General features: G+C 51.3%; 15 protein-coding genes. 8 read left to right on the top strand and 7 right to left on the bottom strand.

Translation table 11 applies throughout. The annotated features are described in order from the left end of the window. Window positions 1-160: 160 nt before the first annotated feature. The 5 genes from IQ254_RS04900 to IQ254_RS04880 form a co-directional block, all read right to left on the bottom strand. A complete protein-coding gene (locus IQ254_RS04900) occupies window positions 161-418 on the bottom strand; it encodes a serine hydrolase (RefSeq protein ID WP_193965043.1) in 258 nt (85 codons plus the stop codon). A gap of 62 nt (window positions 419-480) precedes the next feature. Then, entirely contained in the window at window positions 481-1,476 is a 996-nt protein-coding gene (locus tag IQ254_RS04895; protein ID WP_228040179.1) for an SUMF1/EgtB/PvdO family nonheme iron enzyme, read from the bottom strand. 158 nt (window positions 1,477-1,634) lie between these two features. Continuing rightward, window positions 1,635-2,300 carry a response regulator transcription factor gene (locus IQ254_RS04890; RefSeq protein WP_193965041.1) on the bottom strand — a complete coding sequence of 222 codons (666 nt, stop codon included), beginning with the start codon at window positions 2,298-2,300 and terminating at the stop codon, window positions 1,635-1,637. Continuing rightward, window positions 2,206-3,741 (bottom strand): HAMP domain-containing sensor histidine kinase, encoded by a 1,536-nt coding sequence (locus IQ254_RS04885; RefSeq protein ID WP_228040182.1) that lies wholly within the window; start codon window positions 3,739-3,741, stop codon window positions 2,206-2,208. The genes IQ254_RS04890 and IQ254_RS04885 overlap by 95 nt, the downstream gene beginning before the upstream one ends. 225 nt (window positions 3,742-3,966) lie before the next feature. After that, complete coding sequence (locus tag IQ254_RS04880; protein WP_193965037.1) at window positions 3,967-4,572, bottom strand: cytochrome b; 606 nt, start codon at window positions 4,570-4,572, stop codon at window positions 3,967-3,969. A gap of 686 nt (window positions 4,573-5,258) precedes the next feature. On the opposite strand from IQ254_RS04880, the gene IQ254_RS04875 reads away from it, so the two are divergent. From IQ254_RS04875 to IQ254_RS04865, 3 genes are all read left to right on the top strand, one after another. Beyond that, a complete protein-coding gene (locus IQ254_RS04875) occupies window positions 5,259-5,690 on the top strand; it encodes a hypothetical protein (RefSeq protein WP_193965035.1) in 432 nt (143 codons plus the stop codon). 595 nt (window positions 5,691-6,285) lie between these two features. Beyond that, on the top strand, window positions 6,286-6,948 hold the full coding sequence (locus tag IQ254_RS04870; RefSeq protein WP_193965033.1) for a response regulator transcription factor: 663 nt from the start codon (window positions 6,286-6,288) through the stop codon (window positions 6,946-6,948). A gap of 271 nt (window positions 6,949-7,219) precedes the next feature. Further along, window positions 7,220-8,216, top strand: a protein-coding gene (locus IQ254_RS04865; protein WP_193965031.1) for an IS1 family transposase whose coding sequence is annotated in 2 segments (ribosomal slippage) — window positions 7,220-7,579 and window positions 7,581-8,216 — 996 coding nt in all. Because the reading frame shifts where the segments join, the coding sequence is not laid out codon by codon here. On the opposite strand, the gene IQ254_RS04860 is transcribed toward IQ254_RS04865, so the two are convergent. Further along, window positions 8,196-9,146: a LysR family transcriptional regulator gene (locus IQ254_RS04860; protein ID WP_193965074.1), complete on the bottom strand. Its 951-nt coding sequence runs from the start codon at window positions 9,144-9,146 to the stop codon at window positions 8,196-8,198. The two genes, IQ254_RS04865 and IQ254_RS04860, sit on opposite strands and share 21 nt — an antisense overlap. Window positions 9,147-9,231: 85 nt before the next feature. Between IQ254_RS04860 and IQ254_RS04855 the strand changes: the two genes are divergently transcribed. The 5 genes from IQ254_RS04855 to IQ254_RS04835 are packed head-to-tail and all read left to right on the top strand — an operon-like array spanning window position 9,232 to window position 12,530. Further along, the gene (locus IQ254_RS04855) at window positions 9,232-9,678 is read left to right on the top strand and encodes an ester cyclase (protein WP_193965029.1); all 447 of its coding nucleotides are present in this window, start codon (window positions 9,232-9,234) and stop codon (window positions 9,676-9,678) included. Between the two features lie 4 nt (window positions 9,679-9,682). Beyond that, window positions 9,683-10,579 (top strand): SMP-30/gluconolactonase/LRE family protein, encoded by an 897-nt coding sequence (locus tag IQ254_RS04850; RefSeq protein WP_193965027.1) that lies wholly within the window; start codon window positions 9,683-9,685, stop codon window positions 10,577-10,579. Window positions 10,580-10,583: 4 nt separating this feature from the next. Then, window positions 10,584-11,135, top strand: a complete 552-nt coding sequence (locus tag IQ254_RS04845) for an antibiotic biosynthesis monooxygenase (RefSeq protein ID WP_193965025.1) — start codon at window positions 10,584-10,586, stop codon at window positions 11,133-11,135. Window positions 11,136-11,166: 31 nt separating this feature from the next. Further along, a complete protein-coding gene (locus IQ254_RS04840; protein WP_193965023.1) occupies window positions 11,167-11,817 on the top strand; it encodes an SDR family NAD(P)-dependent oxidoreductase in 651 nt (216 codons plus the stop codon). 14 nt (window positions 11,818-11,831) lie between these two features. Continuing rightward, window positions 11,832-12,530 carry an SDR family oxidoreductase gene (locus IQ254_RS04835; RefSeq protein ID WP_193965021.1) on the top strand — a complete coding sequence of 233 codons (699 nt, stop codon included), beginning with the start codon at window positions 11,832-11,834 and terminating at the stop codon, window positions 12,528-12,530. Between the two features lie 520 nt (window positions 12,531-13,050). On the opposite strand, the gene ffh is transcribed toward IQ254_RS04835, so the two are convergent. Further along, complete coding sequence (ffh, locus tag IQ254_RS04830) at window positions 13,051-14,529, bottom strand: signal recognition particle protein (protein ID WP_193965019.1); 1,479 nt, start codon at window positions 14,527-14,529, stop codon at window positions 13,051-13,053. Window positions 14,530-14,584: the final 55 nt, after the last annotated feature.

Here is a 14,584-nt window from a genome sequence, read left to right as displayed (position 1 = left end):
TTGTAGCAATCGATCACGACTCATACTAAATCCTGTTTGGTTACCCCCGATTCCTGAGGGCGAATACCATTCGCCCCCTACAGGTTGGCCTTTATGGAACCGGGGATATGCGGTTCGGATTTGGTATCAGCCAGTAGGCGAGCTACCGCGTATACCAAGGTTAATGTAGATGAGGCCCAAACACCTTCAGGGGTTGAGTCATCTGCTCAACCCGAGACAGGAGGGGATGTCGCCTCGAAACAGCGCAGTGAGCCTCAGCAGGCAGAGCAATGGTTTGTTGAAGATCTCGGTAGCCAATGCCAGTGGCGAGAATCGGTTGTCCATTGATGCGAAGGGCGATCGCAGCCCCTGGCACCTGAGCCTGAGCGATAGACTGCTGAATAGCGTTATCGAGACGCTGCCTCAGATCTTTTTTCATCTGTTTAGCTGATGGCTGAAGGTGGCCTGCTGGGTTGCTGTATCAGAGGTGCTAGTCAGCGTTTAAGAGTTGCTTTGAGCACAGCGAAATCCAATATGGCGGTGTCCTCGATCGGGGGTGCGTGAAAATCCGACTCGGTAGTAAGCCGTTAGCTCGTTGGGGGCAGAATCATAGACGTAATCGCCACCGCGAGTAACCCGTTCACCGCTGTTGTCTAGCTGTTCGCGCCCGTCGTCGGGATTGTAAGGGTAGGGCCGATACAGTGTACTTGTCCACTCAGCAACATTTCCAGCCAAATCATGAATGCCGTCGGGGGTCGCGCCTGCTGCGTGAGTGCCTACGATCGCCGTTTCACCCGAACGCCGACCATAGACGGCCCGCTCCGGAGTTGGTAGGTCATTACCCCAGGGGTAGAGACGCCCCTGCTTACCCCGTGCGGCAGCCTCCCACTCAACTTCGGTGGGCAGTCTTGCGCCTCGCCATTCACAAAACTGCTGGGCTCCGCGCCAGGTTGTTTCGGTGACGGGATGCTGTTCATAGCCTGATTGGGCAACAAATTGTTCGTTCTGAATCGCAATGCGACTGTGTTCATCATCCAGCGCAATCAAGGGTTGTTGCTGATTACCTTCCGCTCCTTCGATGAGTACGGGGGCGGCCGCCTGGGGCAGATTACCTGAGCGGACTCGTCCAGCTGGGGCATCCTGGAGGGGTGCAATGGCCAGCGAATTGAGAAATTCAGCGTATTGAGCATTGGTGACTTCATCGCGATCGATCCAAAAGGAATCTAAGGAAACCTGATGAACAGGTTGGGTATCCTCAGCTTCATCTGAACCAATCGGATAAGTCCCAGCGGGCACGAGAATCATGCCTTGGGTTTGAGCAGCGCCAGTGGTCGGTACGGTTGCAGCCGGGCTCGATGGTGGCAAATTGGTGGTCGCAGGTGGACTGTCTGTGCCACAGCCAATTATCAGTAATGTAGTCAGGGCAGCGACCGTGATGGGTGGCGTGTGGCGTTTGCGGTAACGAAGCGATCGTAATTGACGAATTAGACTGTTCATCGCTACACCTCATCAAATTGATTGGGGTTCAAGTTTAGGAATAGAAAATCAAGTGCTGCCCACTCTCAATTGCCCTCAAGAAGCTGTGCGGCTGCAATAAACATTGCTACAGCTTGCTATAGTTGTATCTCTGTAATAAATAGTGCTACAACAACTGGCTATGCACGGAGTCGATATCCTATTCCTCGAACAGTTTCAATTCGACTGTTGCCCAATTTTTTCCGCAGATATCCGATATAGACATTGACAATATTTGTGCCAGGTTCATAGTCGTAGCCCCAGACGCGATCGAGGATTTGCTCGCGGGTCAGTACCTGCATCGGGTGGCGCAGAAAAAGCTCGACCAGAAAAAACTCTCGTGCTGACAATTCGATAGCGCGATCGCCCACCCAAACCTGACGAGTTAATAGATTCATTGTGATGTCTGACACCTGCAACGAAGCGTCTGGCTGGGTGCGGGGCAAGTGATTGCGGAGTTGAACCCGGATACGAGCCAGTAATTCCTCAAAGCTGAATGGCTTGGTCATGTAGTCATCCGCACCGACATCCAGTCCAGCAACTGTGTTTTCGATGCCGTCGCGTGCAGTCAGCACAATAATAGGTAGCGCATAACCCTGTCCACGTAGTGCCTTGAGAATCATCAAGCCATCTTGGTCCGGAAGGCCTAGATCCAGAATAGCTAGATCGAACATCTCAGATTGGCTCACCTGTAACGCCTCCTGGCCGGTGTTAACGGCGATGGTTGTGTAGCCGTGCGCTTGCAGCCCAGATTCTAAAAAGTCGATGATGCGGAGGTTGTCCTCGATAATCAAAATCTGACTCATGACTTTCTCTGTCTAGATTGATTTCAAGAGGTATTACAACGGTAAACGTAGAACCTTGCCCTAGGCTACTGGAGAGTTCTACCCAACCGCCATGGGCCTGAGAAATTGCCTGTACAATGGCCAGACCCAATCCATGATGTTCGTTTTCACTCTTGCGGACTGTGGCCCGAGAAAACCGCTCAAAAATATGTGCCTGATCTTCTGGCGCAATACCCTCTCCGGTGTCACTGACCCAGAGATAAGCGCGGTTTTCACGAACCGAAGACCCAATCGCGATCGTGTCATTCTCTTGGGTATGGCGAATGGCATTTTGAACCAGATTCATGACCACTTGGGTAATACGCTGGCGATCGATCAAAATCGGGCTCAATCCCTTCGACTCTAGTTTCCACTGCCGATTTGCGATCGATCGCACTTTTAGATACAGTTCCTCGGTCAGCCAGTCTAGTTCTTCCCATTGCAGCACCAAAAAATCTTGGCGCTCGGCTTTGGCAAGCAGTAATAAATCATTTACTAATCGACTCATCCGATCGAGTTCATCAATTGCTAGGGAGACCTTTTGTTCCTGGCGGTCAGGAGAGTATTTCAAGGTCTCTAAATGGCCACGAATTACCGTTATCGGCGTTCGTAGTTCATGTCCAGCATCTTTAACAAACTCCTGTTGACTCTCAAACGCTATCTGGAGGCGGTCGAGCATTGCATTAAAGGTCGTCGTTAGTTCCGCAATTTCGTCGGTTCCTTCCACGGCAATGCGGCGCGTCATATCTGATTCGGTAATGGTATGGGCTGTTTGAGTCAATTCCCGTAGGGGAGCCAGCGCTCGTCCGGCGGTGGCCCAGGCAACTGCCGCCGCGATACCCATCACACCCAATGTGGCTGGAATAATGAGCAACACGGCTCCATCTATCACTTGATACGCCGTGTCTGCACAGTGAACGATGACTAACACACCTTGAGGTTGCCCGTCTACGATGATGGGTTCGACGAAATAAAACAGTTTGCCTGCTGATGTGGTGGTGTTGCCCTGTTTGGCGACGGTTAACTGTCCCCACTCTCGAATCAACGCCGCATCTTGGATGAGCAGTTCAGTGGGAAACAGGTCTGTGTACTGGTAAACTTGGCCGTGCAGTAGGGCGATCGCATAGTCATCGGCATCTACAGGTTGATACCGAGACAAAAAGGCATCAACCATAGCCGTCGCCTGCTGGTCTATGGGAAGGGCTGTATCAGCTTGCTGCTGCTGGACAATTTCGCGAAACTCGCCGATCTGGCGAGACACATACGTCCGTGATTGATCTCGAATTCGCTCATACAGAATGTGATGGGTGACCAGGATCGAGACCACACTGGAAAAAGCAGTGAGCAGAAAATACCAGATTAAAATACGAGAACGGGTACTTCTGAACCACCGTTGCGGCTTGAAAGCAGTTAAGGCACTCATCACCTCCTCCCCAATTCACGTGAGAGCGACATTTCTAAGGCATTTAGTAATCCGGCATTTCTGAGCTGCATCAAGGCAAGCTCGGAACTTTGAGTACAGCCGCTCGATGTTCTGATTGAGTCTTTAGTTGTTTGCACCATGTGCTGATGCAGGAAACTCAAATATTGTCCAATTTGGATATGGGGCATGAGGGGTATCATGATTGATTTTACTCCTACATTAGGGTTACTTGAGCAATGCTTTCTTCAGAGCCTGATTTGACCGTCGCCAGAGCGATCGCATGTACTTTTTTTGATCGATTGCGTGCAACACGATGAAGGCTAAAAACGTATAGCCGATCCAAAAATGTAAATCCCGTGCTAGATCCACGACCGCTGCATTCTGGGGGAAAAGATCAGGTACGGTTGCCACCCAGAAGAAGGGAACGTTGCCGCTTTGATAGGAATTGGACAAGAAAAAACCGCTGATGGGTACTGCCAGCATAAACACATAAATTGCCGTGTGTAGAAGGAACGTACGCATCCACTCACCGTCGACCAAAGGTCGACGGTGAGTGTACTTACGCCACCAAACCCGCTGTAACCAAAAAATACGCCAGGTTAACAGTGCCATGGTTAATGAGCCAAGCGACTTGTGCAGGGTGTAGGCGTTTTCTTGCAAAATTGTATCCTCCGGCATCCGCACCATACTAAAGCCTCCTACAAAGAGCAGCAGGTAGCAGCCTGCCATCCACCAGTGAATTGACCATAGCTGTTTAAAGGCGGAATTCATTCTGAGTCGCGGTTTTGGGGTTTGAGAAGCCGTTTTTTGAGGAATTAGTGGTGAACTCATTGGATACCTCCCGATTTAGATGATGTTCGCTCACACCTTCTAATATCTGTAAGGTGGATAAATCTAGAGTAAGCAGTTGATAAAAAAGTTCTTATATTTTTGGGTGCTGCTGTATGGCCATACCTGCTGAGAAAACCAGTGGCGCAAACGCTATTAAAGCTGGCGGGACAAGCCGCAAGAAGGGCGAGCTCTCTTTGCCTGCCAGAGACTACCAGTCAGGGCTAGTATCGTCGGGCCAGCTGGGGCGTTAGTCACGCGCTGGAGGCCGACTAATAAGAGCCTAAGCTAAAGACTAACTCTTTTATTTGTCAAGCCGGTACGCCGTGTTAGTGCGATCGAGCAGTGTTAGGCTAGCTTATGCTTCAGCAACAGTCCGGACAGTTTTAGCAACGACGCTATAAGGCTTACAGGGCAATCACTCTAGCAATTTCCTATTTAAATCAAGGTTAGTTTTCAGGCTGACATTGATTTAAATACTTTGAGCAACGTAGGCTCTGGCTTACAGGTAATATGGAGGGCAATTTTTTGTCCGGGGTATTGCTTCAGGTAAGCCAACTTAATATATTTGCAAGGGGTCGCACATAAAAAGAGTCTTATCTTTGCTTTATCAGACATTTACGAATGCAAACCATACTGATTTGTGTCAAGCCGCTCAGGCACTTATGCAGTTCAGTTGGAGATAACCCATGAAACTCTTTTCTCTATGTACCCTAATTTTCACTTTAATGGGTACTATTGTTTTGCCAGTTGAGGCAACAGAACAAAAAAAGCCTAACCTCAATGAACTCCGCCGCGAGAACTTAGATAAGGACGCCGTTGACTTCGATAAACTCCGCCGCGAGAACTTAGATAAGGACGCCGTTGACTTTGATGAACTCCGCCGCGAAAACTTAGATAAGGACGCCGTTGACTTTGATGAACTCCGCCGCGAGAACTTAGATAAGGACGCCGTTGACTTTGATAAACTCCGCCGCGAAAACTTAGATAAGGACGCCGTTGACTTTGATAAACTCCGCCGCGAAAATCTTGACAAGAATTTAGTTGAGCCAACATATCAGGCCCTGCAGATGATTTCTAGACAAGGAGAGTCAATAATTCCTGTAGGTCTTCTCAGCTAAAAATTGAGTTTGGGCTGCATCCAAGAAATACTGGATGCAGCTTTTTTATCCCAGAAAAATAAAATATCTTTATATTACTTTTATCGCTGCATTACAGAGCTCCTAAAATCTAGCTCTAGAGCCTCGAACTATTATCAGTATAAGTGTTGACGATGGCAATCTTGCCGTTGCAGACTTTTGTTTTGAAACGAGTATGATTGTATAAATATTCACGTCTAAGATGGCGGGGATGTATGGATCCGATCACTTGTATCAGCAGATGCGTCGAACGTTTAGTGCCCCGATCGACAAATTCTATCCTGGTTCTGGTATCACAGAGGTTGCCGAGATGGATGCTCAAGCAACTCGTCGTCTAGAATCCTTAGCAACCGCTGGGTCAGAGATATTGGAGAGGGTATTGCTGACAATGATCAGGCAAAAATTTTTGAACGCTTTGCTCGTACGACCCATAGCAAAACCCAGGATGAACACCACGGGTTGGGTTCGGGCCATTTCTCAAACCTACGGTGGATAGGCTAAACTCTCTAGCTATCGGGTTCAGGGAGCAACTTCCTTCATATCCATACTGTTCCGCTAACTCTCGATAGAGCAATCTATGAATCGGATTTTGATAGTTGAAGACAACCCCCGCATCGTCGACTTCTTAGAGTCCGGACTGCAGGCGCTTGGTTTCACGACCATCGCCGTTAACACCGGTCGTGATGCGCTGCAAGTCAGCGTTAGCGAGGATTTTGACTTAGTGATTCTGGACTTGGGCCTGCCCGATCGAGATGGTTTGTCCGTGCTCAAAGCCCTACGAGAGGAATACACGTTGCCGATTATTGTCCTGACTGCCCAAGATGGGGTGCGAAACACGGTTACGGGGTTGGAAGGGGGCGCGGATGACTACATCACTAAGCCTTTCAGCTTTGAAGAATTGCTGGCCCGCATCCGAGTCCAACTCCGCAATCGACTACCCCGCACTCAACCGGAGAAAACCTTACAAGTTAGGAATATCCGGCTAGATCTCTTAACTCGTCAGGCTTGGGTGAGCGATCATCCTGTCGAACTCTCAACTCGGGAGTTTTTACTTGCAGAATTTTTCCTTAGACATCCGATGCAGGTCCTGACCCGAGAACAAATTCTGGATCGTATCTGGGGCTACGATTATGATCCTGGCACGAATATTGTCAACGTCTATGTTGGACATCTGCGGAGAAAGCTAGGCGATAATTGCATTGAAACAGTTCGAGGGGTGGGGTATCGACTCCGCCCCTAATCAAGGCAGTATGCGCTTGAACATCTAATTCATGCCTACTTCCAGCAGGCCTGATCTTGTTTATTTTCCTATTTAAAGTAGCTGTAAATCTGCATCTATTGGTATTTTCCTGTTGAATAACGAAGTAAGATCGCAATGAATTTTACGTAAGAAACTTCCTATAATTCTGGCGAGAATTTTTATCGAAAAGCTAAAACCCTTTCCAGTCCTGGGGCATTAGTGTCTTAAAAGGACTTGGCTAAAATATTGACAGTTCAATGGATGCATGCCGATGCATTGTTCAAATTGCCAAAGCCAGAAGGTAATCAAACGAGGATTTGACCAGTTAAAAGATGGAACACAGTTGCAACGATATCGTTGCCAAGAATGCGGGAAACGTTTTAACGAACGAACAGGAACGCCGATGAGCCGATTACGCACCTCCAGCAGTCTGGTTTCGTTTGCGCTCAATGGTCGCACTGAAGGGATGGGTGTTCGAGCAACGGGCCGGACCTTTGGCAAGTCCCATACGACGATAATACGTTGGGAGCAGTGTTTAGCGGACAAGATTGTCGAATGGTCACCGCCAGCCCCTGAAGGGTCTGATGTGACGGTTGAAGGGGATGAAGTTTACACTCGCGTCGGCGAGAACTTTCCCCCCCGCTGAATCAGAAGGCTGGACCGTGCATTTTATTGGATGTGAGAGTCGTTATTGGATCGGGGCGCGAGCCTGCCTCAAGGACGAGCAACTCTTTGCCACCAGCGTTGAGGCCGCTTGGGAGTGGGTCAAGGGCTGTGAAGGCATCCGTTGGTTTTCCGATGGCGAAAGACGATATGGAAACCAATTGTGGAACCTGGCTAGTGTCTATCTCCTGAGCGGTGAGTATCACCCAGGTTATGGCTATCGCAAAGTCTGGCGAGAGGGCTTAGAAGTCGCCATGAAAATTAAGGGGTCTCAAGGAAATCGGCGGGTTGAATGGGTCAAAGTTGAGCATCCTTTTACCACAATTAGCCCAAAGCTTGTGGTCCAGGCGAATCATAATGAGGCTCAGAATGTAGCCTTGAGAAGGCGATGTAGTACCTATCGCAGACGGGCAAATCTCTATGCGAAGAAACTCCCGAGCTTACAGCGGGTTTTAGACCTGCAACGGCTGGTTCATAATTGGGTCAGACCCCATTGGGGACTGGCAAAAGGTGCCACCCCAGCCATGAAAATGGGATTTTGTTCTCGTCCGTTCACGATGCTGGAATTGCTCACTAGCAGAGGGTCATCCAGTATGCCCTGCTAGCAAACCAGTGCCGTCTAGCTCTCGACAAATGTCTCGCACAATGTGCCGTAGCCAAAGATTGGCTGCATCGCGATCTTGTAGTTTACTCCAGACCATCGCAATCCCCCAGGACGGTAGCTGGAGGGGAATCTCAAAACACTGCACTGGGTAATACTCAACAAAGTGCTGCTGTAAACAGGAGGGAATAGCGGTGAGTAGATCGGACGCGGCGATCGCCGCTGGCAGCGTAAACCAGTAGGGAATGGTGAGGGCAATCCGACGCTGTAATCCTTGTTTGGCGAGGGTTTGGTCAATAATACCGATGGCATCGCGACGCAGCGTAAACAGAGCGTGAGGAAACTCAACAAAGTTCTCCAGGCTAACTCCGCCAGTTTTAATTGCAGGATGTCCCTGGCGGCAGAGACCCACAAATTTCTCCGTAACTAGGGTTTCTCGCGCGATATGCGATGGCAAGTCCGCGAAGGTTCCCAATGCTAAATCGATAATGTCTTCTTCCAAAAGTTCCACAAAGGATTCTTTCTCAACCGTGATGAGGCGGAGATCGACCTGGGGAGCCTGGTCTTTAAGCACCGGCAACAGTTTTGGCAAAATCAGACTGGCAAAATAGTCAGAAGTGGCGAGGGTAAATATCTTGGTCGCCAGGGCTGGATCAAAAGTTTGTCGCTCCGCCAGGGTTGCTCGCACCGTGCTTAGCGCCGAGGCAATCTGAGGTGCGATCGCCTCGGCCCTGGCGGTGGGTCTCATTTCTCGCCCCACCCGCACAAACAGGTCGTCGGCAAAGAGCGATCGCAGGCGCCCCAGCGCCGCACTCATCGCCGGTTGCCCCACATGGATGCGCTGGGCTGCCGCCGTTACGCTGCGCTCGGCGTAGAGAGACTCGAAGGCCACCAGCAGGTTGAGGTCAATAGCGCTCAGATCTATCATTTGAATTGATGCATTCTATCTTTATTATCAATTTGATTTATCCGAACTCTGCCATTATCGTAGATTTTAAGCAAGTCGGGGAATTTCAAGGATGAATGAAGTAGAAAGCCAAAATATAGCGGTTGCCCATCGCTACGTTGAGCAATTTTTAGGCAAGGGTGACATGAGTCTGGCAGAAGAACTGCTAGACGAAAGCGTGCAGATTATTACAGGTCTCAAGCCCACTGGGCCAATCGATGGTATTGAGGAATACAAACAAGTTTTTTCTGGCTTTTATGAAGCCTTTCCTGATGTGAAATCGCTGGTCATTGAGGATAGTTTTGCCACAGGCGATCGCGTTGTGGTGCGCTTTAAGTCATTTCAGCAGCACGTAAAAGACTATTTTGGTATTCCTAAAAGCGATCGCGTGATTACCTTCCATGAAACCCACGTCATGCGCCTTGCCAACAGTAAGATTGTTGAGAATATCGTCAGCGCTACTAATCTGGAGTTTGAAATGCTGATGGCACCGGTTCTAGCCCCTCTAATTTTGGCCTAAAATCATGGCATTACCTGATATCTATGCTGGGACGCCCGTTGCGATCGCCCCGTCGCAAACCCTAGTTACACTGCCCGTCAATACTTTTTTAGAGAATCTAGCGATCGCCCCCACAGGCAAACTATTGATCACCAGCCATGAAGCTGGAGAAATTATCACGCTCGATCGCGAAAATAACTTAGGACTATATGCCAAGCTTGAGGGTAAAGTCACCGGCATTGCCCTAATTGAGGAAGATAGCCTTCTAATCAACGGCTGGAATGCAGAAAGCGTTCCTTTTGTGGCCATTTTGGCCGATGGCGAAGTGCAGTTTTTGCAAACGCTACCGGGGGCCCTGTTTCTCAACGGCATTACGCCGATTTCGGCTAATCAATACCTGATGGCAGACTCCTATCGAGGCGCGATTTGGTCCTTTGATCTGATCACTCAGACCGCCAATATTTGGCTAGAGCACCCGCTTCTTGCCCGCGCCGATAGCAACAATCCATTTCCGGGAGCCAACGGGTTGAAGCGATTTGGCGACGTTCTCTACGTGTCGAATACCGAGCAAAAACGGCTGGTGCGTATTCCACTAGATGATAACCATACACCGCAGGAGCCAGAAATTTTTGTGGAGGGCACCAACCTCGATGACTTTGCCTTCGATATCCACGGCAATCTCTACGGCACGACCCATGTCTACAATAGCGTGGTGCGCATCGAGCCCGATGGCAACACAACCATTATCGCCGAGGCCGAACAGGGCGTAACCGGCTGTACCGCTGTGGCCTTCTACGGCACCGGGCTTTACGTCGTCAACAATGGGGGCATGTCCTATCCGCCACCGGGTGGAGTCGAACCCGCCCAAATTGTGCGACTAGAGCTTGGGGTTGAAGGCGCACCGCTGCTCAGCAAAGGCTAAGGTTATGCAAAGCGATCCTCCCGTTACGGTAGACGTGATGCAGAGCGTTAGACCTGGAAAAGAGCGCGAGTTTGAATTTCTGCTAGAGCAAATCATCGGTACTGCCAGTACCTTTGAAGGTTATCTTGGCTCGTCTGTCTTTCGCCCCAGCCAACAAAATCCATCGGAATATCGCGTCATCTTTAAATTTGATCATCTGGATCATTTGAAGCAGTGGGAAAATTCTACTGCTCGGCAAAACTATCTAGCCCAGGCTAAGGAACTTACCCTCAACAAGGGTACATTCTCAATTATTACAGGTCTAGAAACCTGGTTTACGCTGCCGTCGAAACCTGGCCTCAAGCCTCCCGCCCGCTACAAGATGGTGATAGTCACCGGGGCCGTTATCTTTGTCATCAACCGCATGTTGTCTTTGCTGCCAGCTGCCTGGTTAGGCCTGTTTCCACCCCTGGTGCAGTTGCTCATTTTGATTTTTATCACCGTTACTCTGATGACCTATATGGTTATGCCCCGACTGACTAAACTGCTGGCCTGGTGGCTTTATCCCAATCAGTAATTTTCCGTTCAAAATAAAAAGGAGCGAAACCATGGTAAAACTCTGTGCCATTGTGGGTATGGGTGAGGGCAATGGTATGGCGATCGTCCGCAAATTTGCCAGTGAAGGCTTTGAGATTGCGATGGTCGCCCGCAGCCCAGAGAAGCTCAAAGGCTATCAGTCCGTGCTGCAATCAGAAGGCACGACCTCCCACTATTTCTTGGCCGATGCTGGCGACGAAGCAGCCCTAAAAGCGGCGTTTGTGGCCATGCAAACCCAGTTGGAGATGCCGGAGGTTCTGGTTTACAACGCCGCCGTGCCTCGCATGGAGAGCGTGCTGCAAACCGAGTTTGACACTTTAGTCAGCGACTTTCGGGTCAATGTCGCCGGGGCGATCGCCTGTGCCCGGGCCGTTCTTCCCGCCATGCAGGCCCAGCAAAAGGGCACGCTCCTCTTTACCGGCGGTGGCTTCGCCCTCTACCCCGACCCCAACTTCATCTCTCTTTCCGTCGGTAAAGCCGGAATTCGCGTACTGGCCAACACCCTCCACGCCGCCCTCAAAGATTCGCCAATCAAAGTGGGCACCGTCACTATCTGCGGCACGGTCAACGGCGATGACCCAAAGTACAGCAGCGATCGCATCGCCACAGAATACTGGAAGCTCCACACTGCCGAAAATGGAGAGTACGAAACAATCTATTGAGGCACTGCTGAAGGATGAATCAATTTCCAAGAACCGTTGTCGTCATTGGTGCTAGCCGAGGCATTGGCGCCGCCGTGACTCAGCATTTCGTAGATCAGGGCCACGCAGTATGGTCTGTTTCTAGAACCGCCGCCGTCGCGGGCACCTGGATACAGGCCGATATTTCAACCCCAGAGGGCATTGCCGCGATCGCTCACGCCCTCGGCAACCAGCCCCTAGATGCCCTGCTCTTTATGGGCGGTGTATGGGAAGCAGGGGCGTTTACCGACGCCTACGACTTCCTCAGCAGCTCCGACGCCGAAACCCGCTTTGTGCTGAGCGTCAACACCATTGCGCCGATCGAAATCACGCGATCGCTGGCGTCGAACCTTTCCCATGCCGCCAATTCGAGGGCCATCTACATTGGCGCTCTCAGCGGGCTAGACAACTGCCCGTCGGTGGAAGTGGCCAATACGGCTTCCGAGTTTGGCCTGCGCGGCGCGGTACAGGCGCTGCGGCTGGCCTTGGGTAGTCAAAACATTGGATTCACAGTGATTAATTCTGGCAACGTGGCCACCGAAGAAGTCATGCTAGATATCGCAGCGGGCCGGTTTGGCCCCCAGACCCCGATACCGATGGCCGCGATTACCTCGGCCATCGATTGGCTGCTGAGCCTGCCCGCCAGCGTGGATGTACAGGAGCTGAATTTACAGCAGCGATCCTATAACCTTTAGCTTCGTCTAATACCAAATCCTGTTTGGTTACCCCCGATTCCCTGGGGCGAATGCCATTCGCCCCTACAGATTGGCCTTTATGGAATCGGGGTTATGCGGTTCGGATTTGGTATAAGGCAGCAGCAGCCCATATCGTGTGGTAAGTAGGCAAGACTGCGCTTGAGCCAACCAAAACTCCAGTTTCTAGCTAAACCCTGAATTCGGTATCAGCGTTGACCTTTGGAAGACCGGCTTGCCTTCCCCTCCAAGGAGGGGCTAGGGGTGGATTCGCCTGGGTCATTAAGCTATCTATCTGTGAGGAACGGTTGGTCTGATACCAAATCCTGCCTGAATACCCCCGGTTTGTAGGGGCATAGCATGCTATACCCCTACGGGGTTCCTGATTGTGAATCGGGGTTTCCCAAATCGGGTTTCGTATGATATTGCCGTTTTGACCCATCCCGCCGTTTGGCTGAGCCCACGACGAAGCACTCCGGGCACCCCTCCCGGTTGGAAAAAGCATTCTCTCGAACTGACGTTGCTAAAGCTGGCCAAAGCCTTTCTTTTTCTTCTGTTTTTTCTGTTTTTTGTTGCTGGGGGCACGAAATCCCGGCTGAGCCCCGCCGCCCATACCGGGTAGCCCCGGCATACCACCACCCATACCGGGGAAGCCGCCGCCATCCATGCCTGGCATACCGCCACCCATGCCGGGAAAGCCGCCGCCGCGCCCCATCTGCTGCATCATGGTGCGCATCTTGGTGAAATCACTGACTAGCTTGCCCACGTCTTTTTCTTGGTGCCCTGAGCCTTTGGCAATGCGACGGCGGCGGCTGGGGGAGCTAGCGAGCAGATTGGGCTGTTTGCGCTCTGCGGTGGTCATGGAGTTGATCATGGCTTCGCAGCGTTTGAGCTGCGCCTCACCCTGTTCCAGCATGTCCCCGGTAATTTGCTTGCCCATGCCCGGAATCAGCTTCATAATGCCGCCCAAAGAGCCCATGCTCTTCATAAAGCGCATTTGCTTGAGAAAGTCGTCAAAGTCAAACTCGGCTTCGAGAATTTTTTGCTGTAGCTTTTCGGCATCACCAAGGTCCACGGCTTCCTGAGCCTTTTCCACCAGGGTGAGCACGTCACCCATGCCCAAAATGCGGGATGCCATGCGATCGGGGTAGAAGGGCTGAAGCGCTTCTACCTTTTCGCCCACGCCAATAAACTTAATCGGCTGGCCGGAGATCTGTCGCACCGACAGAGCCGCCCCACCCCTTGCATCGCCGTCCATTTTGGTGAGAATGGCCCCGGTAATACCAATGTCGTCGTGGAAGGTGCGGGTGAGGTTGGCAGCCTCCTGGCCGGTCATGGCATCGACCACCAGCAGCACCTCGTCGGGCGCAATGGCGGTTTTAATATCGGCCAGTTCGGCCATCATCTTGGGGTCGATCTGGAGGCGACCTGCCGTGTCAACGATGACTGTGTCTACGCCATCGGCTTTGGCCTTCTCAACCCCCTGGCGGGCAATGTCAACGGGGTTGGCGTCGGTGCCCAGCTCAAACACGGGCACGTCAATCTGCTTGCCGAGGGTAACGAGCTGATCGATCGCCGCCGGACGGTAGACGTCGGTGGCGACCAGCAGGGTGCTGCGGTTTTCTTTGCGCAAATGTAGCGCCAGTTTAGCGGTAGCGGTGGTTTTACCCGTACCCTGTAGACCCGCCATCAGCACCACTGTGGGCTTGGTTGGCGAGTCTGCCAAGGGAGCATTGGTGTCGCCCATGAGCCGCACCAGCTCATCGTTCACCACTTTGATGAACTGCTGGTCGGGGCTGACCCCCTTGACTACCTCAATGCCCAGGGCGTTTTCTTTGACCTGGGCGATAAAGTCTTTAATCACCTGGAGGTTGACGTCGGCTTCTAACAGAGCACGGCGCACCTCCCGCAGGGCACTGTCAATATTAGACTCGCTGATTTTGTCCTGGCCACGCAGGCTTTTCCATGCAGATTCGAGGCGGTCAGACAGGGCTTCAAACATAGCTCAGCGATAACAACCATCTAAACAAAACGAATAGTCACCATAGTCAGGTCAT

The organism is Nodosilinea sp. LEGE 07088 (assembly GCF_015207395.1).
Classification (GTDB): domain Bacteria; phylum Cyanobacteriota; class Cyanobacteriia; order Phormidesmidales; family Phormidesmidaceae; genus Nodosilinea.
This window is presented reverse-complemented; position numbering and strand designations above follow the sequence as displayed.